We start from the raw sequence: 18,112 nt of genomic DNA, 5'->3' as shown, positions 1-18,112 counted from the left end.
TGCGGCGTGTTACGCGAAAATTAGCCAATAAATTCAATGGTTTGGCGGTTATGTAACACCCGTAACACCCGTAACACCAATTTTCATGGCTGCTGGGATTGCACATTCATACCGCCTTGCCAAATTGACCCTGAACAATGTTGGCGTGCTCCAATTCATCAAGGTGGTCTGCATACCACTGCATCATGACTTTGCGCTGAGGTAAGTACACCGCCTTGTTGTACACACCTGCTATTCCCTCTTTTACATGAGAGAGCTGAGCCTCAATGTGGTTTTCGTCGAATCCCTGTTCATTAAGGATCGTGCTAGCAATGTGACGGAAACCATGGCCAGTTTGCCGGCCCGCATATCCCAGCCTGCGCAGCGCCATCAGAAAGACGGTATTGCTACGCGGGATGGTTCGATCTTTTCTCCCAGGGAAGAGAAGTGGGTATGCGCCTGTCAGCGTGCGCAGCTCCGTTATCGATTCAATGGCCTGCCGAGATAGAGGCACTACATGCTCGCGCCGACGCTTCATTCTCTCGGCTGGAATCGTCCAGAGCTTTTTGTTGAGGTCGATCTCTGACCATCGTGCTTCTCGAATCTCACTCGGGCGTGCCGCTAATAAGGCCAGCAATCGGAGGCCTAGACGGACATCCTTCGCGTGAGGGTAAGAGTTGATGGCACGAAGTAATGCAGGCAGCTCTTCTATTGATACGTGTGCATAATTTTCAGCACTGCGTGTCTGTAGAAATTTATTGAGTCCTTCAAGGGGGTTGTGGATCGCTCGGCCTGTCACGCGTGCCAAGTCGTAGATCTCTTTGCAGAAGGCCCGAACTCTGCCCATTTGCTCAATGATCCCTTTCTGCTCCATGCCGCGCAGAAACTCCATCCATTCAAGAGGAAGTATTTCTGTGTAGATGCGTTTACCGAAAACGGGGAACACGTGAAGCTCCAGGGCACCAAGAACTCGACGGGACGTGCCCGCTTCCCAGCTTGAGCGCCTAGCCTCAAACCATTCGCGCCCTAATGCTTCGAAAGTATTGTTGGCGGCCACTCGGTCAGCAATCTTACGAGCCTGCTTACTGACTAAAGGATTTTTACCTGTAGATGCATCATCCCGCAGTTGAGCGGCCTTCTGCCTGGCTAGCGAGCCACTGATTTCGGGGTAACCACCTAGGCCCAGCCAGGACCATTTCCCGTCTGGCTTTTTGTAGCGCAACTCCCACGACTTCTGCCCATTTGCCTTGACCCGAAAATACAAGCCATTGCCGTCTTGCTCCCGATACGTCGCACTCTCTGGCTCCAAGCCTGCAAGAGTAGTGTCGGCCAGTGGGCGGCGTTTGATTTCAGTACGCTTCACTGCGTGTATGCCTCCAGTTCAATGAATCTCAAAGCATACACGTGGGCATACACGGCGTGAAGTTATAGGGGTAGACAGGGATGGATAACCAGAAACAAGAAAGCCCGCACAGGGCGGGCTTCTTGGGGTGTTTAGTAGACTGTCTGAGACAGGTCTAGACTGCTATATGGTGCACCAGGCGGGATTCGAACCCACGACCACTGCCTTCGGAGGGCAGTACTCTATCCAGCTGAGCTACTGGTGCAAGCGGGCGCCATGATACTCATATGCACTGCGGGCGTCCATGCTGCTGAATAGCCTGTGTTTTTTTAACCTGTAACACCCGTTTGCTACGTTGATCAGAAAAAAACGGCAAATGCGCCGTTTTCGTTCTTTTTTTCGAACGGCCTATTGTCCTTTATCGGCATTGATCCTAGGATTCGTTCGAGATTTCAAACGCTCTTGCCTGGGTGCTGAACCGCACGAGATTCGATCAGTGCGCTATTTATGTGCTTCAGCCCGGTGAATGATTTCCCTGACGGCAGCCTACGAGGCGCCTTTCTACAATCATAATTTGCTCCGCGCTGGTCGCGGTGCTGTTAAGGAAAGCCGACATGCAGCTTAAAGACAGCCAGTTGTTCCGCCAGCAAGCCTTTATTGATGGCGCTTGGGTTGATGCGGACAACGGTCAGACGATCAAGGTCAACAACCCGGCAACCGGCGAAATTCTGGGCACTGTGCCGAAAATGGGCGCTGCCGAAACCCGCCGTGCCATCGAAGCCGCTGACAAGGCGCTGCCGGCCTGGCGTGCACTGACCGCCAAGGACCGCGCGAACAAGCTGCGTCGCTGGTTCGAACTGATCATCGAAAACCAGGACGACCTCGCGCGCCTGATGACCCTCGAGCAGGGCAAGCCACTGGCCGAGGCCAAGGGCGAAATCGTTTACGCCGCTTCCTTTATCGAGTGGTTCGCCGAAGAAGCCAAGCGCGTCTACGGTGATGTGATTCCGGGCCACCAGCCAGACAAGCGCCTGATCGTGATCAAGCAGCCAATCGGCGTGACCGCTGCAATCACCCCGTGGAACTTCCCGGCCGCGATGATCACCCGCAAGGCGGGTCCAGCGCTGGCCGCCGGTTGCACCATGGTGCTCAAGCCGGCTTCGCAAACTCCTTTCTCCGCATTTGCCCTGGCTGAACTGGCCCAGCGTGCCGGCATCCCGAACGGTGTGTTCAGCGTGGTGTCCGGCAGCGCCGGCGACATTGGCAGCGAGCTGACCAGCAACCCGATCGTGCGTAAATTGTCGTTCACTGGCTCGACCGAAATCGGTCGTCAGTTGATGGCTGAATGCGCCAAGGACATCAAGAAAGTGTCCCTGGAATTGGGCGGCAACGCGCCGTTCATCGTGTTCGACGACGCGGACCTGGATAAGGCCGTCGAAGGCGCGATCATCTCCAAATACCGCAACAACGGCCAGACCTGCGTCTGCGCCAACCGTCTGTACATTCAGGATTCGGTGTACGACGCGTTCGCCGAGAAGCTCAAAGTGGCCGTGGCCAAACTCAAGATCGGCAACGGTCTGGAAGACGGCACCACCACTGGCCCGCTGATCGACGAAAAAGCCGTGGCCAAGGTTCAGGAACACATCGCTGACGCCGTGAGCAAAGGCGCGACCGTGCTGGCGGGTGGCAAGGTCATGGAAGGCAACTTCTTCGAGCCGACCATCCTCACTAACGTGCCGAAAAACGCTGCCGTGGCCAAGGAAGAAACCTTCGGTCCATTGGCGCCGCTGTTCCGCTTCAAAGACGAAGCCGAAGTGATCGCGATGTCCAACGACACCGAATTCGGCCTCGCTTCCTACTTCTATGCTCGTGACCTGGGCCGTGTGTTCCGTGTCGCTGAAGCGCTGGAATACGGCATGGTCGGCGTCAACACCGGGCTGATCTCCAACGAAGTCGCGCCGTTCGGCGGCATCAAGGCGTCGGGCCTGGGCCGTGAAGGCTCCAAGTACGGCATCGAAGATTACCTGGAAATCAAATACCTCTGCCTGGGCATCTAAGCCTGGCAGATGGGAATGCAATAAGCAGAAAGGGCACGAGAGCGCTGACCCTTTCTGCGTTTCAACCGGTATTTTCTCTGTGGCCGGGAACGCTGTGGCAGTCGATCATCGCATGCTGCCGCGGTTGCCTCCCCGCCGCATTTTCCTTGAGCAACGCCGCCCGATGAGCGGCGAATGAGGACTTTATGAGCAAGACTAACGCTTCTTTGATGAAACGCCGCGAAGCCGCTGTACCACGCGGTGTTGGCCAGATTCACCCGATCTTCGCCGAGTCCGCGAAGAACGCCACCGTGACCGACGTTGAAGGTCGCGAGTTCATCGACTTCGCCGGCGGTATCGCCGTGCTGAACACCGGTCACGTGCACCCGAAAATCATTGCTGCCGTGACTGCGCAACTGAACAAGCTGACCCACACCTGCTTCCAGGTATTGGCGTACGAGCCATACGTTGAGCTGTGTGAAAAAATCAACGCCAAGGTCCCTGGTGATTTCGACAAGAAAACCCTGCTGGTCACCACCGGTTCCGAAGCCGTCGAAAACGCCGTGAAAATCGCCCGTGCGGCCACTGGCCGTGCCGGCGTGATCGCGTTCACCGGCGCTTACCACGGTCGCACCATGATGACCCTGGGCCTGACCGGCAAAGTCGTGCCGTACTCGGCCGGCATGGGCCTGATGCCGGGCGGCGTGTTCCGCGCGCTGTACCCGAACGAGCTGCACGGCGTGAGCGTCGACGACTCGATCGCCAGCATCGAACGCATCTTCAAGAACGACGCCGAGCCGCGTGATATCGCTGCGATCATCATCGAGCCGGTTCAGGGCGAAGGTGGTTTCTACGTCGCGCCGAAAGAGTTCATGAAGCGTCTGCGTGCATTGTGCGACCAGCACGGCATCCTGTTGATCGCTGACGAAGTGCAAACCGGCGCTGGCCGTACCGGCACTTTCTTCGCCATGGAACAGATGGGCGTTTCCGCCGACCTGACCACGTTCGCCAAATCCATCGCTGGCGGTTTCCCGTTGGCCGGTGTTTGCGGCAAAGCCGAATACATGGACGCCATCGCGCCGGGCGGCCTCGGCGGCACCTACGCCGGTAGCCCGATCGCATGCGCCGCGGCCCTGGCCGTGATGGAAGTGTTCGAAGAAGAACACCTGCTGGATCGCTGCAAGGCAGTCGGCGAGCGTCTGGTGACTGGCCTCAAAGGCATTCAGGCGAAATACCCGGTGATCGGCGAAGTCCGTGCGCTGGGCGCGATGATCGCGGTCGAGCTGTTCGTTGATGGCGACAGCCACAAGCCGAACGCTGCGGCGGTCGCTTCGGTAGTCGCCAAGGCACGTGACAAGGGCCTGATCCTGCTGTCGTGCGGTACTTACGGCAACGTTCTGCGCGTGCTGGTGCCGCTGACTTCGCCGGACGAGCAACTGGACAAAGGCCTGGCAATCATCGAAGAGTGCTTCTCCGAGCTCTGATCGCCGAGTGTGACCCGATCGACAAAAAACCCGCTTCGGCGGGTTTTTTTTATGTCCTTGAAACACATCAGGGATAAATGCGCTGTATCGAATGGCCAGCATTGTCTAAGGTTCACGCATTGCCAATGGAGTGTGCGAATGACCGCTGTGGTTTTGCCCGCCGTACCGCGTGTGCTGATTGCCGAGGCTGATCCCTGGTCGCGCGACCTGTTGAAACAGGTGCTGTTGAATGTGCGTTGCGACGCGCGGCTGGATTTGTGTGCCGATGGCCAGCAGGCCATGGAGCTGCTGGAACAGGTGCCTTACGATCTGGTAATCGTTGACTGGGAATTGCCCGGCATCGATGGCCTCAATGTGTTGCGCAGCGTCCGCCAGCGCAAACGCAATCCGCCGCTGCCGTTTATTTTGATGAGCCATCGCAACGACAGCGCCAGTGTCCGCGAAGCCTTGCCGCTGGCGCCCACCGCGTATTTGACCAAACCGCTGAACATGGAAAGCCTGACTCAACGTCTGCAGGATTTGCTGTTGAACGCTGGCGAAGAAGTGTCGTGCGAGATTCCGGCGCTGGCGTCGGGCATGACGTTGTCGGTGTATCTGGAACGCCGGCGTGAATCGACCGACGGCGCGCCGTTGATGACTGACGTGCAATTAGCGGTCAAACGCAGCCTCAATCCCAACGGCCTCGACCTGACGCGGCTGGAAAGCGAGATCCGCAATGATCCGCAAGTCACAGCGGTGCTGATCGCTGCGGCCAACAGTGCCGCGCAGCATCATGGCGTCGGCGTGCAGACCTTGGCGCAAGCGCTGCAGCGCTTGGGTACCGGGCAAAGCATGAACCTGATTCTGGGCCTGGCCCTCAAGCGCTGCGCGCGGCTCAGCGATCCGCAGTTGGCTGATTACGCCGAACGCTACTGGGAGATGTCGCTGCGCACCGCCGAATACGGCCGGACGCTGGCGCGCTTGCTCGATCTGGATCAGGAGCGCTGTTATTGCGCGGGGATGCTGCATCGCCTCGGCGATCTGGCGTTGCTGCGCTGTTTGCAGGAATGGAAGCAGGCGGGCGGCGAGCTGAACGAATGGGACGAGGTGGGCGAGGCGCTGGATGAGTTTGGTGCGAGTTATGGCTCGGCGCTGCGAGCGCGCTGGCGTCTGCCGCTGGAGCTGCGCGATTTGATCGCGGCGGTGTATCAGCTCGGTGGTGGGGTTTATTCCCGCGAGGCGCTGGTGATGAACATGGCGGCGCAACTGGCACGGTTGACCGAGCATGAGGGCATTGAAGAACTGGCCAAGAGCCGAACCGCACGGCTGCTGAAGATCGGCTTGCCGGAATTGATGCGACTGCGCAAAAAGTAGCCAGCCCTCGAATCACCACCTGATCGTTCGCAAATACCTGTGGGAGCGAGCTTGCTCGCGATGAGGCACTGACATTCAGCATTGATGGGGGCTGACAGGACCCTATCGCGAGCAAGCTCGCTCCCACATGGGAATTTGTGTTCAGGGTTACGCCGAGATGATGCGGTTTTTGCCTTGGCGTTTGGCTTCGTACATGGCCGCATCCGCGCGGGCGAACAGGCTGTCGAGGTTGTCATCGTCGTGGGTGAGGTTGGTCAGGCCTTGGCTGACGGTGATGCCGAACGTCTGGTCGTCATGGCTGAAGCTCAAGCGCTGAATCTCCCGTTGCAGGCGCTCGGCCACTTGCATGGCCATGTCCGGCGCGCAACCGGGGAACACCGCGGCAAACTCTTCGCCGCCGATTCGCCCGAACAAGTCACCGCGACGCAGCGCCGCGCGGCCGCTCTCGGCGATGCGTTGCAGCACGGTGTCGCCGCCCTGATGGCCGTAGGTGTCGTTGACCTGTTTGAAGTCATCGATATCCAGCAGCAGAAACGCCATTTGCGCGCCTTGCAGTCGTGCGTGCTCGAACTCGCGGTGAGCGCATTCGAAGAAGTGTCGACGGTTGCTGCTCTGGGTCAGCACATCAGTGGTCGCCAGGCGTTGCAGCTCGGCTTCCATCTGCTTCTTTTCGGTGATGTCCTCGGCGATGCCGACGATGATCACCGGTTGCCCCGGGTCTGCCTGACGATTGATGAAGCATTTGTCGCTGAGCCAGCGCACCTGGCCATCCGCCGCGATGATCCGGTATTCACGATCTTCGACGGCGCCCTTGTCCAGCACTTCGGCGAGGCTACGCTCGGCGTAATCCAGGTCATCGGGGTAAATGCTGTCGCGCCATTCGTTGTAGTCGGCCAGCAGCAGGCCGGCGGATCGGCCAAAAATCCGTTCATAGGCAGGGCTGACGTAGAGCACCTGGCGGGTTTCCCAGTTGAATGCCCAAAGCACCGCGTTGACGCTGACCAGCAGCGAGCTGAACAGCTGTTCGCGTTCACTCAGGCGTGCGACTTCGCCTTGCGCGTGCATCAGCGCCATCAGGGTTTGCGCGGCTTCAGGCCACTGTGGGAGGGATGAGTCTTGTAGGTTTTTATTGACCATCGGCACAAATCTCAAAAAGGCGTGCGCCACTCGAGTTTCAAAGTGGCGACTACGGGGGCCTTTTATCGATTATTTCTTGTGCCACAGCAGGCGATTCACGCGTTGGTGGGAAATAATTGATAACAGGTCTCAGCCCGCCAGGATGGCGAAGTGTCTTTGAGATAGGCGATTTTGAGCTTAGTTCCCGCGCGTTGCGGCTGGGGAGAAGGCTCCCGCCGGGCGGTAGTGGCGATATGATTTTTGCGGAAATGTCGCGTGAGCGAGCGAAGGTGTAACGGCAAGGCTGTTTAAAAACAGGCAGGCCTCTGGGTAGAGGCCTGCGTGCGATTTCAGTCAGACAGCGGCGGGGCGCAGGGAGTAGGTTTTCAGCTGATTGGCGAAATCGCGCAGGGATTGAATCCCGCTCGCTTCCGCTTCATGCACCCAATCCTTGATCGCGGCGAGCATGTCGTGACCATTTGAGCTGGTCTTGACCCAGATCTGCTGCAGCGCCAGACGTTTCTCGTAAATTACCTTCAGCGCCTGGCTGTGCTCGAGCATGTTCTGGATGCGCACATGGTGCTTGTCATCCAGCAAGCTGGTTTCCCGCGAGAGCAGACGCTTGGCGCGATGGAACTGGTGACGGACCGAGTGATCGACCTTTTCCAGCTCCTGCTTGACCAGTGGTGCGATGACCAATTTGCGGTACTGCGCCATGATCTGGAAGCGGTTGTTGAGGATGGCCATGGCGGTGTCCATGTCCAGGCTGCCCTTGCCTTCGACCCGATGGGCGATCGGCGCAACACGCTGCACCTTGGCCAGTCGGAAGAAACTGAAGACTTTGATCCAAGCCCAGCCGAGGTCGAATTCCCACTTCTTCACCGACAGTTTTGCCGAGTTCGGGTAGGTGTGATGGTTGTTATGCAGTTCTTCGCCGCCGATCAGGATGCCCCAAGGCACCAGATTGGTCGCCGCGTCGCGGCATTCGAAGTTGCGGTAGCCGATGGCATGGCCCAGGCCATTGACCACACCGGCAGCCCAGAACGGAATCCACATCATCTGGATCGCCCAGATGGTGATGCCGATGGTGCCGAACAGCAGCAGGTCGATGACGCCCATGATCGCTACGCCCAACAGCGGATAACGGCTGTAGAGGTTGCGTTCGATCCAGTCTTCAGGGCAGTTTTTGCCGTAGATGCGCAGGGTTTCCGGGTTTTCCGCTTCAGTGCGATACAGCTCGGCACCTTTGCGCAGAACCGTGGAAAGGCCCTTGATCACCGGGCTGTGCGGGTCATCGACGGTTTCGCATTTGGCGTGATGTTTGCGGTGGATAGCGGTCCACTCGCGGGTGTTCTGCGCCGTGGTCAACCACAGCCAGAAGCGGAAGAAATGTTTCAGGCCGGCATTCAACTCCAGGGAGCGATGGGCTGAATAACGATGCAGATAGACCGTGACGCCAACAATCGTGACATGGGTCATCAGCAGGGTGACTGCCACCAGAGACCAGGGTGACAAGCCGAGAAAACCTTCGTACCACATAGGCTATAGGGCCCTCGATAAATAAATAAACAGCCGATGCATTATCACTAAGCTCACAGATAAAACCAGTCGCCCTTTCAGATAAGAGTGGCTGGATGTTTCTTTCGCCTATAATTCCAACCTTTTTGTAGGGACATGGACGGCCGAATGTCTGCCACATATCGCGATGCCTTGCGTGCAGCGCTGCTTTACCTGGTGCTTTCAGTCATCTGGCTGCAGTTCAGTGGTTATTTATTGAACAGTTTCTTCGATAGCTCCCGCGAACAGCTGCGCTGGCAACTGATCAACGGCTACGCCTGGGTGGTGCTCAGCGCCGGGCTGATCTTCCTGGCGCGTGCCAAATTGTTCCGATGCCTGGGCATCGGCGCCAAATTGCGTGAGCGCAGCGACGACCGCGAGCGCCTGCGCCAGGCCGCTGCCGTGTTCGACTGCACCCGTGAAGGCGTGCTGGTCACCGACCGCCAGGGCCTGATCGTCCACGTCAATCGCGCGTTCATCGAAATCACCGGTTTTCAGCGAGACGAAGTGCTCGGCCAGCAGCCCAGCCTGTTCAAGTCCGGCCACCATCCGCCAGCCTTCTATCAGGAAATGTTCGCCACGCTCGGCGATAACGGCGAGTGGAGCGGCGAAATCTGGAACCGGCGCAAAAGTGGCGAGATTTATCCGCAGTGGCAGACCATTCGGGTCATTCATGACGATCTCGGCCACGTCAGTCATTACGTGGCGGTGTTTTCCGACATCAGCGCAATCAAGAACTCCGAGGATGAGCTGGCGCACCTCGCGCACCACGACCCGCTGACCGACTTGCCCAACCGGCTGCTGTTTTCCGATCGCATCGAGCAGGCGCTGACCTCGGCGCAGCTGCACAAGCGCGGTTGCGCGTTGCTGATGATCGATCTGGATCATTTCAAGATGATCAACGACAGCCTCGGCCACAACATTGGCGATCAGTTGCTGAAAAGCGTCGCTGGACGCTTCATGGGTTTGTTTGCGCCGGGCGTGACATTGGCGCGATTGGGTGGCGATGAATTCGCCGTCCTCGCCGAAAACTGTCCGCAACCGGCGCTGGCCGCGGCATTGGCGCAACGGATCATCGACGGTTTGAAAGAGCCCTTCGAGATCGACGGCCATCAGCTGTTCATCAATGCCAGCGTCGGCATCAGCCTGTTTCCCAGCGATGCCTTGAGCGCCGGGCAATTGCTGCGCAATGCCGACTCGGCGCTGTTCAAAGCCAAAAGCGCCGGGCGCGACGGCTACGCGCTGTACACCGAGGAGCTGACCGCGCATGCCCAGCAACGCGTCGAAATCGCTTTTGAGCTGCGCCGCGCGCTGGAGCAGAAGGAGTTGCGCGTGCATTACCAACCGGTGCATGACCTCAAAAGTAGTCGCTTGATCGGCGTCGAGGCGCTGGTGCGCTGGGAGCATCCGCAGCGCGGGCTGATTTCGCCGGCAGAATTTATTCCGGTCGCCGAACGGACCGGGCTGATTTCCGAGATCGACGCTTGGGTCATGCAGCAGGCCTGCCAGCACATGTGTGAATGGCAGCGCGCCGGGGTGGTGCTGTCGTTTGTCGCGGTGAATGTGTCGTCGCGGTTGTTTGCGCGCCGTGAGTTGTATCAGCAGGTTGCCCACGTGCTGCACGAAACTGGCCTGGATCCGGCGTTTCTGGAATTGGAAGTCACCGAAAGCGCGGTGATGGACGACCCGGAAGTGGCGCTGGAGCAGATGCATCGCTTGCGCGAGTTGGGCGTGCGGCTGGCCATCGATGATTTCGGCACTGGGTATTCGTCATTGCTGCGACTCAAGCGCTTGCCGGTGCAGAAGCTCAAGATCGATCAGGGTTTCGTCGCCGGGTTGCCGTGGGACGATGACGACGGCGCGATTGTGCGGGTGATCATCGCGCTGGCCAAAAGCATGGGCATGCAGGTGCACGCCGAGGGCATCGAGCAAATGGAACAGGCGCGGTTCCTGCTCGATCAGGATTGCGATCTCGGCCAGGGCTACTGGTTTGGCCGGCCGGTGCCGGCGGAGCAACTGGATCGGGCGCGGGCTCCGGTGATTGGCTGATATGTGGCGAGGGGGCTTGTGTGGCGAGGGGGCTTGCCCCCGTCGGGTGGCGAAGCCGCCCCAAAATGCCTGATACACCGCACTAGCAGAATTTACGACTGCTTCGCAGCCGAACGGGGGGCAAGCCCCTCGCCACGGGGTTTTGTGGGGCTTTCGAAAATGTGAAATCCCGCGCAAGCCCTTGTCCCTTCAAATAATACTTTCTGGTTATATAAACATTCTTAAATAGTCTTTTTAAGAATATCCGCGCCTATCTACTATTGGTCCCACGCCGCAAGCAGTGCCGCCACTGCCAGGCAACCTCTCAGTCGAAGGAGCAGCACCATGAGCGCATCCCTACGTAGCGTTGACGGCCAGGACGAAGCAACCATTTTGCGTGAGATCCAAAGCGCACTGCGCGACCTGCGTTTCGGCGCGGTGGAAATCACCGTGCACAACGCGCAGGTGGTTCAGATCGAACGCAAAGAGAAATTCCGCCTGCAAAACCCGGCCCACAAGCCGAGCTGAGACGCCTTATTCGCAACACCCGAAAATCGCCGCCTCATGCTGCGATTTTGCTGACCGGCAACCGCAACGCCAGCACCTCATAAGAAAAAGCCAACACCACAGAATTCCAGGAGCTTTCACCATGTCGTCGATTCGTCATTTCGCTTTGGCCGCGCTGGCCAGTGCCCTTTTTGCTGGTACCGCGGTTGCCAAGGATTACGAGCTGCTAAACGTTTCGTACGACCCGACGCGTGAGCTGTATCAGGACTACAACGCTGAGTTCATCAACTTCTGGAAGAAAGAGCACGCGGGCGACAACGTCAAAATCCAGCAATCCCACGGCGGTTCCGGCAAGCAGGGGCGTGCGGTGATTGATGGTTTGCGCGCTGACGTCGTGACCCTGGCGCTGGCCGGTGACATCGACGAAATCGCCAAACTCGGCAAAACCCTGCCGGCCGACTGGCAGACACGTCTGCCGGATGCGAGCACGCCTTACACCTCGACCATCGTGTTTCTGGTGCGCAAGGGCAACCCGAAAGGCATCAAGGACTGGGGCGATCTGGTCAAGAACGACGTTTCGGTGATCACTCCCAATCCGAAAACTTCCGGCGGTGCGCGCTGGAACTTCCTCGCGGCGTGGGCCTATGGTCTGAAGGCCAATGGCGGCGACGAAGGCAAAGCCAAAGAATATGTGCAAACTCTGTTCAAGCACGTGCCCGTGCTGGACACCGGCGCGCGCGGTTCGACCATCACCTTCGTCAACAACGGTCAGGGCGACGTGTTGCTGGCCTGGGAAAACGAAGCGTTCCTGGCGCTGAAAGAAGACGGTGGCGCCGACAAATTCGACATCGTCGTGCCGTCGCTGTCGATCCTTGCCGAGCCGCCAGTGGCCGTGGTCGACAAGAACGCCGAGAAGAAGGGCAACGAGCAAATCGCCGAGGCGTACCTCAAGCATCTGTACAGCCCGGCCGGTCAGGAAATCGCTGCGAAAAACTTCTACCGTCCGCGTGACAAAGACGTCGCGGCGAAGTATTCCAAGCAGTTCCCGACGCTGGACCTGGTGACCATCGACAAAGACTTCGGCGGCTGGAAAACTGCGCAACCGAAATTCTTCAATGACGGTGGCGTGTTCGACCAGATTTACCAGGCGCAGTAAGCAGTAAGCTGATTCAAAACGGGCCTTATGCCCAGGCACGAAACATGTGGGAGCGGACTTTTGTGGTGAGGGGATTTATCCCCGCTGGACTGCGCAGCAGGCCCGTTTTCAGGGTCCACTTCGCCGCCCAACGGGGATAAATCCCCTCGCCACAGGGCCTGCTCCCACATTGATGCGTTATTGACCAAGGACTTTTATGTCGCGTCGTATCTCCCCCGTCATACCCGGCTTCGGGCTGACGCTGGGCTACACCTTGGTGTACCTCAGCCTGATTGTGCTTATTCCACTGGCGGCGATGTTCGTGCATGCCGCTCAACTCACCTGGGATCAGTTCTGGACGATCATCACCGCGCCACGGGTGCTGGCGGCGTTGAAGCTGAGCTTCGGCACCGCGCTGTACGCGGCGATCATCAACGGCATCATCGGCACGCTGCTGGCCTGGGTGCTGGTGCGCTACACCTTCCCCGGTCGCAAGATCATCGACGCGATGATCGACCTGCCGTTCGCGCTGCCGACGGCGGTGGCCGGTATCGCCCTGACCGCGCTGTACACGCCGACCGGTCTGGTCGGGCAGTTCGCCGCCGACATGGGTTTCAAAATCGCCTACACCCCGCTCGGCATCACCCTCGCGCTGACCTTCGTCACGCTGCCGTTCGTGGTGCGCACGGTGCAACCGGTGCTGGCCGACATTCCACGTGAAGTCGAAGAAGCCGCCGCGTGCCTGGGCGCCAAACCGCTGCAAGTGTTTCGCCACATCCTCGTGCCGGCGCTGCTGCCCGCGTGGCTGACCGGGTTTGCCCTGGCGTTTGCGCGTGGCGTCGGCGAGTACGGTTCGGTGATTTTCATCGCCGGCAACATGCCGATGAAAACCGAGATCCTGCCGCTGCTGATCATGGTCAAACTCGACCAATACGACTACACCGGCGCCACTTCCATCGGCGTGCTGATGCTGGTGGTTTCCTTCGTCCTGTTGCTGCTGATCAACTTGCTGCAGCGGCGCATCGAAACCCCATAAGGAGGCGCCAACCATGTCCCAATCGTCTATTGCGGCCGCCTCTTCGGCCAACGCCGCCCGCCGTGGCAGCGCAACCTCGCGGCGCATCCTGATCGGCCTGTGCTGGCTGGTGTTTATCCTGTTTCTCGGTCTGCCGCTGTTCATCGTGGTGTCGCAGGGATTGAAGAATGGCCTCGGCACGTTCTTCGCCGCGATCTTTGAACCCGATGCCTTGTCGGCACTGAAACTGACCGTGATCGCCGTGCTGATTTCGGTGCCGCTGAACGTGGTGTTCGGCGTCAGCGCGGCGTGGTGCGTGAGCAAATATTCGTTCCGCGGCAAGAGCATGCTGGTGACGCTGATCGACTTGCCGTTCTCGGTGTCGCCAGTGATTGCCGGTCTGGTCTACGTGTTGATGTTCGGCGCTCAGGGCCTGTTCGGGCCGTGGTTGCAGGACCACGACATCCAGATCGTCTTCGCCCTGCCGGGCATCGTCCTGGCGACGATTTTCGTTACCGTGCCGTTCGTGGCGCGTGAGTTGATCCCGCTGATGCAGGAACAAGGCACGCAGGAAGAAGAGGCCGCGCGCCTGCTCGGTGCCAATGGCTGGCAGATGTTCTGGCACGTCACCGTTCCCAATATCAAATGGGGCCTGATCTACGGCGTGGTGCTGTGTACCGCGCGGGCGATGGGTGAGTTCGGTGCGGTGTCGGTGGTTTCCGGGCACATTCGCGGCGTGACCAACACCTTGCCGCTGCACGTCGAGATCCTCTACAACGAATACAACCACGTGGCCGCGTTCGCTGTGGCGAGCCTGTTGCTGATCATGGCGCTCTTCATCCTGCTGCTGAAGCAGTGGAGCGAAAACCGCATTAACCGCCTGCGCGCCAGCGCCGCGGAGGAATAACTCATGTCGATCGAAGTGCGTAACGTCAGCAAGAATTTCAATGCGTTCAAGGCGCTGGACAACATCAGCCTGGACATTCAGAGCGGCGAACTCGTGGCGCTGCTTGGCCCGTCCGGTTGCGGCAAAACCACGCTGTTGCGGATCATCGCCGGGCTGGAAACACCCGATCAGGGCAACATCGTGTTCCACGGTGAAGACGTTTCCGGCCACGACGTGCGTGATCGCAACGTCGGTTTTGTGTTCCAGCATTACGCCTTGTTCCGCCACATGACCGTATTCGACAACGTCGCATTCGGCCTGCGCATGAAACCGAAAAACCAGCGCCCGAGCGAAAGCCAGATCGCGGTGAAAGTGCATGAACTGCTGAATATGGTGCAACTCGACTGGCTCTCGGACCGCTACCCGGAGCAACTGTCCGGTGGCCAGCGTCAGCGCATCGCGTTGGCCCGTGCCTTGGCGGTCGAACCGAAAGTGCTGCTGCTCGACGAGCCTTTCGGTGCGCTGGATGCCAAGGTTCGTAAAGAGCTGCGTCGCTGGTTGGCGCGCCTGCACGAAGACATCAACCTGACCTCGGTGTTTGTCACCCACGACCAGGAAGAAGCGATGGAAGTCGCCGATCGCATCGTCGTGATGAACAAAGGCGTGATCGAGCAGATCGGCTCGCCGGGTGAAGTCTACGAGAACCCGGCCAGTGATTTTGTTTACCACTTCCTCGGCGACTCGAATCGGCTGCACCTGGGCGACGACAAACACGTGCTGTTCCGCCCGCACGAAGTGTCGCTGTCGCGCCATGAGATCGAAGACCACCACGCCGCCGAAGTGCGCGACATCCGGCCGCTGGGCGCGACCACGCGGGTGACGTTGAAAGTCGAAGGGCAGAGCGAATTGATCGAGGCCGAAGTGGTGAAGGACCACGACAGCCTGGTCGGTCTGGCCAAGGGTGAGACGCTGTTTTTCAAACCCAAGGTCTGGCAGAAAGTCGCCAATATCTAAGATCAAAAGCTTCGCGGGCAAGCCTCGCTCCTACAGGTCAACGTTGTCATCACGACCGACAAAAACCCTGTAGGAGCGAGGCTTGCCCGCGAAAGCGATCTAGACAGCAGCACGCTTCGGATTGACCCGCACACCCCCCACCCGCGCCTCGATCTGCTCTTTGAGGTCATGCCGTAACCCCAACAAAAACGCCAGTTCAACCACCACGAACAATGGCCCGACAATCAGCCCCGTCACGTCATCGACAAACGCCGGTTTGCGTCCTTCGTAATGGTGCCCGACAAACTGGATCACCCAGCCAATCACAAACATCGCCACGCCGCTGCTCAGCCAGAGCAGGGTGCTTTGCTGCGCCAGCGCTTGCCCGGCCCACACGCACAAGCCCAGCAAAACCGTCATCAATACGCCGAGGCGCAACTCCAGGCGCAGGTAAAACCATGCCGATGCCAGCGCCACCAGCATCGCCGGCGACAGCCAGCCGCCGGCCCATTGCGGCCGCGAGAGCAACACCGCGACGGCCAGCACAATCAGCGGAATGCCGATAAAGTGCGTGACGATGTTGCGCGGGTCGCGGTGGTAGGCGGCGTATTGACTGAGATGGTCAACGAGGCTTTTCATTGTTATTCCTCCTGTAGGGTGAGGGATCATGCGCCGGGTTCAGTGCTCGCTCTGTCAGCCAGGCGACAATTTCCAGGAGATTCAATGGACATGCAGGTTTGGCGTGCGCGCCTGATGAGTGGGCAGTGGTTCAGCCATTTACCTGTTCTGTTACAGGATAGTCTGCTGGCGGCGGCGCGGTTGCGGCGCCTGACGGCGGGGCAGTTGCTGTTCAAACGTGGGGATGCGCCGTGTGGTTTGTACGCGGTGCTCGAAGGTTCGGTGCGCATCGGCACGGTCAGCGAGCAGGGCAAAGAGGCGTTGCTGAGTCTGGTCGAGGCGCCGCACTGGTTCGGCGAAATCTGCCTGTTCGATGGCCAGCCACGCACCCACGATGCCTTCAGCGCCGGGCCGTGCACCTTGCTGCACATCCCGCAAACCACGCTGCTGAAATTGCTCGATGAGCAACCGTTGTACTGGCGGCAACTGGCGCTGCTGATGAGCCACAAACTGCGCCTGACGTTCATCAACCTCGAACAGCTGAGCCTGATGCCGGCCCCGGCCCGCCTGGCCCATCGCTTGCTGATGATCGCCGAGGGCTACGGCGAAATCGATCCGCCACGCCGGGTTTTGCAACTGCCGCAGGAGCAACTGGCGTCGATGCTGTCGCTGTCGCGCCAGACCACCAATCAACTGCTCAAAGAGCTGCAGGCGCAGAGAATTATTGACCTGAGGTATGGCGAGATCGAAATCCTCGACGCCGAGCGACTGCGCGCGTTGACTGCGATCTGATCAACAAACCGGCACTTGCCAAAATCTCACTGCCAACCCGGTCCTTGACTCAAATCTCACTGCCAACCCGGCCCTTGCCTCAAATCTCAATGCCAACCCCGCCCCTGTGGGAGCTGAGCTTGCTCGCGATGGCGTCGGGTCAGCCAACGTTGAAGGTGACTGACACTACGCCTTCGCGAGCAAGCTCAGCTCCTACAGGGTTCGGGGAGAGTTTGAGTTGAAGTCGGTTTTCGGTTGACCTACGAACCGCGATACGTCGAGAAGCCATACGGGCTCAGCAACAACGGAATGTGGTAATGCTGGTCCGTCTGCTTGACCTCGAAAATCACCGGAATTTCCGGGAAAAACGTCTCGTGTTTAGTCTTCTGGAAATACTCGCCAGTCTTGAACACCACCCGGTATTCGCCCTTCTCGAACGGTTTGTCCGCCGGAAACAGTTCGCCAATACGTCCCTGTTCGTTAGTGGTGCCCTGAGCCAGCGGCTGCCAATTCTGCCCAACGTGTTTTTCCAGCGTCACGTTGACGCCCGGTGACGGCAGACCGTTTTCCAGATTGAGCACATGCACGCTCAACGGATTGCCGGCCGCCAGGGCCAGGCTCGACAGGCTGCCGAGGGCGAGGGCGGCGAAAGTCATGCGGAACAGGTTCATTTTGAAGCTCCTTGGTTTGAAGGTTTGATCTGCAGGCCGGCGACTGTCGCCGCTTTGATTGCGCAGTTTTCGTCTTGCTCGCCGCCACCGGAACCGGCTACGCCGAGCGCGCCGACCAGCTCATCGCCGGCAAACAGCGGCACACCGCCGCCCAGCAGCAGCAATTCGTCGAGGGTATTGAGGTTGGCCGCTTCAGGATTGCTGCGCGCGCGTTCGGCGAACAATCGTGTCGGGTTTTTTGTCGACAGCGCGGTGTAGGCTTTGCGTTGGCTGGCGGCGGTGTTGTGCGGGCCGATACCGTCAGCGCGCAAGGTCACCAGCAGGTTGCCGCCACGGTCCAGCACCGACACCGTGCCGGTGCAACTGGCCAACGTGGCATCGGCCAATTGGCGCGCGGTGCGCAGATCAAGGTCGGCGTGGCGCGGCAGTTCGGCGGCGGCAAATGCGCTGCCGGTCAGCCCGGTGGCGAGGCTCAAGACAAGGGTTCTCAACAGCATGGGGGCAGCTCCGGAAAATCAGGAGGCCACCTTATCCAGGCTTTTTTGCACAACTCCGTCAGCATGATTACAAGTTTGTAATGGGCAATTCGCCCGAAGGCGCCTAGCCTGTCGCTCTGATCAA

The 18,112-nt window shown here is 59.1% G+C and carries 16 protein-coding genes and 1 tRNA gene; 10 read left to right on the top strand and 7 right to left on the bottom strand.

Going from position 1 to position 18,112, the window contains the following annotated elements; all coding sequences use genetic code 11:
• Window positions 1-106 precede the first annotated feature (106 nt).
• Window positions 107-1,342 carry a tyrosine-type recombinase/integrase gene (locus BLU01_RS11740; protein ID WP_092275148.1) on the bottom strand — a complete coding sequence of 412 codons (1,236 nt, stop codon included), beginning with the start codon at window positions 1,340-1,342 and terminating at the stop codon, window positions 107-109.
• 167 nt (window positions 1,343-1,509) lie between these two features.
• Window positions 1,510-1,586: transfer RNA gene (locus BLU01_RS11735), tRNA-Arg, on the bottom strand.
• Between the two features lie 349 nt (window positions 1,587-1,935).
• Between BLU01_RS11735 and gabD the strand changes: the two genes are divergently transcribed.
• The 3 genes from gabD (at window position 1,936) to BLU01_RS11720 (ending at window position 6,194) form a co-directional block, all read left to right on the top strand.
• Window positions 1,936-3,378: an NADP-dependent succinate-semialdehyde dehydrogenase gene (gabD, locus tag BLU01_RS11730; protein ID WP_092275145.1), complete on the top strand. Its 1,443-nt coding sequence runs from the start codon at window positions 1,936-1,938 to the stop codon at window positions 3,376-3,378.
• A 185-nt stretch (window positions 3,379-3,563) separates the two neighbouring features.
• Window positions 3,564-4,841 (top strand): 4-aminobutyrate--2-oxoglutarate transaminase, encoded by a 1,278-nt coding sequence (gene gabT, locus BLU01_RS11725; RefSeq protein WP_092275142.1) that lies wholly within the window; start codon window positions 3,564-3,566, stop codon window positions 4,839-4,841.
• A 138-nt stretch (window positions 4,842-4,979) separates the two neighbouring features.
• The gene (locus tag BLU01_RS11720; RefSeq protein ID WP_092275139.1) at window positions 4,980-6,194 is read left to right on the top strand and encodes a response regulator; all 1,215 of its coding nucleotides are present in this window, start codon (window positions 4,980-4,982) and stop codon (window positions 6,192-6,194) included.
• Between the two features lie 147 nt (window positions 6,195-6,341).
• Here BLU01_RS11720 and BLU01_RS11715 read toward each other — a convergent pair whose 3' ends face one another.
• Together BLU01_RS11715 and desA are read right to left on the bottom strand one after the other, a co-directional pair.
• Window positions 6,342-7,331, bottom strand: coding sequence for a GGDEF domain-containing protein (locus BLU01_RS11715; protein WP_092275136.1), 990 nt, complete (start codon window positions 7,329-7,331; stop codon window positions 6,342-6,344).
• Window positions 7,332-7,664: 333 nt separating this feature from the next.
• A complete protein-coding gene (desA, locus tag BLU01_RS11710; RefSeq protein WP_092275133.1) occupies window positions 7,665-8,849 on the bottom strand; it encodes a delta-9 fatty acid desaturase DesA in 1,185 nt (394 codons plus the stop codon).
• A gap of 147 nt (window positions 8,850-8,996) precedes the next feature.
• On the opposite strand from desA, the gene dibA reads away from it, so the two are divergent.
• The 6 genes from dibA (at window position 8,997) to BLU01_RS11680 (ending at window position 15,452) form a co-directional block, all read left to right on the top strand.
• Complete coding sequence (gene dibA / locus BLU01_RS11705; RefSeq protein ID WP_092275130.1) at window positions 8,997-10,916, top strand: phosphodiesterase DibA; 1,920 nt, start codon at window positions 8,997-8,999, stop codon at window positions 10,914-10,916.
• 324 nt (window positions 10,917-11,240) lie between these two features.
• Window positions 11,241-11,423: a sulfur starvation response protein OscA gene (gene oscA, locus BLU01_RS11700; protein WP_092275127.1), complete on the top strand. Its 183-nt coding sequence runs from the start codon at window positions 11,241-11,243 to the stop codon at window positions 11,421-11,423.
• A gap of 121 nt (window positions 11,424-11,544) precedes the next feature.
• Window positions 11,545-12,558: a sulfate ABC transporter substrate-binding protein gene (locus BLU01_RS11695; RefSeq protein ID WP_092275124.1), complete on the top strand. Its 1,014-nt coding sequence runs from the start codon at window positions 11,545-11,547 to the stop codon at window positions 12,556-12,558.
• A 196-nt stretch (window positions 12,559-12,754) separates the two neighbouring features.
• On the top strand, window positions 12,755-13,573 hold the full coding sequence (gene cysT / locus BLU01_RS11690; RefSeq protein ID WP_092275122.1) for a sulfate ABC transporter permease subunit CysT: 819 nt from the start codon (window positions 12,755-12,757) through the stop codon (window positions 13,571-13,573).
• 13 nt (window positions 13,574-13,586) lie between these two features.
• Complete coding sequence (gene cysW / locus BLU01_RS11685) at window positions 13,587-14,459, top strand: sulfate ABC transporter permease subunit CysW (RefSeq protein ID WP_092275119.1); 873 nt, start codon at window positions 13,587-13,589, stop codon at window positions 14,457-14,459.
• 3 nt (window positions 14,460-14,462) lie between these two features.
• Window positions 14,463-15,452: a sulfate/molybdate ABC transporter ATP-binding protein gene (locus BLU01_RS11680; protein ID WP_092275116.1), complete on the top strand. Its 990-nt coding sequence runs from the start codon at window positions 14,463-14,465 to the stop codon at window positions 15,450-15,452.
• A 99-nt stretch (window positions 15,453-15,551) separates the two neighbouring features.
• On the opposite strand, the gene BLU01_RS11675 is transcribed toward BLU01_RS11680, so the two are convergent.
• Window positions 15,552-16,070 carry an Mpo1 family 2-hydroxy fatty acid dioxygenase gene (locus BLU01_RS11675; RefSeq protein ID WP_092275113.1) on the bottom strand — a complete coding sequence of 173 codons (519 nt, stop codon included), beginning with the start codon at window positions 16,068-16,070 and terminating at the stop codon, window positions 15,552-15,554.
• 84 nt (window positions 16,071-16,154) lie between these two features.
• Here BLU01_RS11675 and BLU01_RS11670 point away from each other — a divergent pair, with 84 nt between their 5' ends.
• Window positions 16,155-16,841 (top strand): Crp/Fnr family transcriptional regulator, encoded by a 687-nt coding sequence (locus BLU01_RS11670; protein WP_092275110.1) that lies wholly within the window; start codon window positions 16,155-16,157, stop codon window positions 16,839-16,841.
• A gap of 239 nt (window positions 16,842-17,080) precedes the next feature.
• On the opposite strand, the gene uraH is transcribed toward BLU01_RS11670, so the two are convergent.
• Together uraH and BLU01_RS11660 are read right to left on the bottom strand one after the other, a co-directional pair.
• Entirely contained in the window at window positions 17,081-17,491 is a 411-nt protein-coding gene (uraH, locus tag BLU01_RS11665; RefSeq protein ID WP_092275107.1) for a hydroxyisourate hydrolase, read from the bottom strand.
• Window positions 17,488-17,988 carry a GlcG/HbpS family heme-binding protein gene (locus BLU01_RS11660; RefSeq protein WP_092275104.1) on the bottom strand — a complete coding sequence of 167 codons (501 nt, stop codon included), beginning with the start codon at window positions 17,986-17,988 and terminating at the stop codon, window positions 17,488-17,490. The genes uraH and BLU01_RS11660 overlap by 4 nt, the downstream gene beginning before the upstream one ends.
• Window positions 17,989-18,112: the final 124 nt, after the last annotated feature.

The sequence above is a fragment of the Pseudomonas prosekii genome (genome assembly GCF_900105155.1).
Lineage (GTDB): Bacteria > Pseudomonadota > Gammaproteobacteria > Pseudomonadales > Pseudomonadaceae > Aquipseudomonas > Aquipseudomonas prosekii.
The sequence above is the reverse complement of the archived record's forward strand: the minus strand, read 5'-3'. Positions and strand labels throughout refer to the sequence as shown.

What these genes read in the sequence shown, in the direction of transcription:
- gabT (WP_092275142.1), top strand. Translation starts at nt 3,564, where the DNA reads ATGAGCAAGACTAACGCTTCTTTGATGAAACGCCGCGAAGCCGCTGTA.
- desA (WP_092275133.1), bottom strand. Translation starts at nt 8,849, where the DNA reads ATGTGGTACGAAGGTTTTCTCGGCTTGTCACCCTGGTCTCTGGTGGCA.
- cysW (WP_092275119.1), top strand. Translation starts at nt 13,587, where the DNA reads ATGTCCCAATCGTCTATTGCGGCCGCCTCTTCGGCCAACGCCGCCCGC.
- BLU01_RS11680 (WP_092275116.1), top strand. Translation starts at nt 14,463, where the DNA reads ATGTCGATCGAAGTGCGTAACGTCAGCAAGAATTTCAATGCGTTCAAG.
- dibA (WP_092275130.1), top strand. Translation starts at nt 8,997, where the DNA reads ATGTCTGCCACATATCGCGATGCCTTGCGTGCAGCGCTGCTTTACCTG.
- cysT (WP_092275122.1), top strand. Translation starts at nt 12,755, where the DNA reads ATGTCGCGTCGTATCTCCCCCGTCATACCCGGCTTCGGGCTGACGCTG.
- gabD (WP_092275145.1), top strand. Translation starts at nt 1,936, where the DNA reads ATGCAGCTTAAAGACAGCCAGTTGTTCCGCCAGCAAGCCTTTATTGAT.
- BLU01_RS11670 (WP_092275110.1), top strand. Translation starts at nt 16,155, where the DNA reads ATGGACATGCAGGTTTGGCGTGCGCGCCTGATGAGTGGGCAGTGGTTC.
- oscA (WP_092275127.1), top strand. Translation starts at nt 11,241, where the DNA reads ATGAGCGCATCCCTACGTAGCGTTGACGGCCAGGACGAAGCAACCATT.
- BLU01_RS11695 (WP_092275124.1), top strand. Translation starts at nt 11,545, where the DNA reads ATGTCGTCGATTCGTCATTTCGCTTTGGCCGCGCTGGCCAGTGCCCTT.
- uraH (WP_092275107.1), bottom strand. Translation starts at nt 17,491, where the DNA reads ATGAACCTGTTCCGCATGACTTTCGCCGCCCTCGCCCTCGGCAGCCTG.
- BLU01_RS11715 (WP_092275136.1), bottom strand. Translation starts at nt 7,331, where the DNA reads ATGGTCAATAAAAACCTACAAGACTCATCCCTCCCACAGTGGCCTGAA.
- BLU01_RS11720 (WP_092275139.1), top strand. Translation starts at nt 4,980, where the DNA reads ATGACCGCTGTGGTTTTGCCCGCCGTACCGCGTGTGCTGATTGCCGAG.
- BLU01_RS11660 (WP_092275104.1), bottom strand. Translation starts at nt 17,988, where the DNA reads ATGCTGTTGAGAACCCTTGTCTTGAGCCTCGCCACCGGGCTGACCGGC.
- BLU01_RS11675 (WP_092275113.1), bottom strand. Translation starts at nt 16,070, where the DNA reads ATGAAAAGCCTCGTTGACCATCTCAGTCAATACGCCGCCTACCACCGC.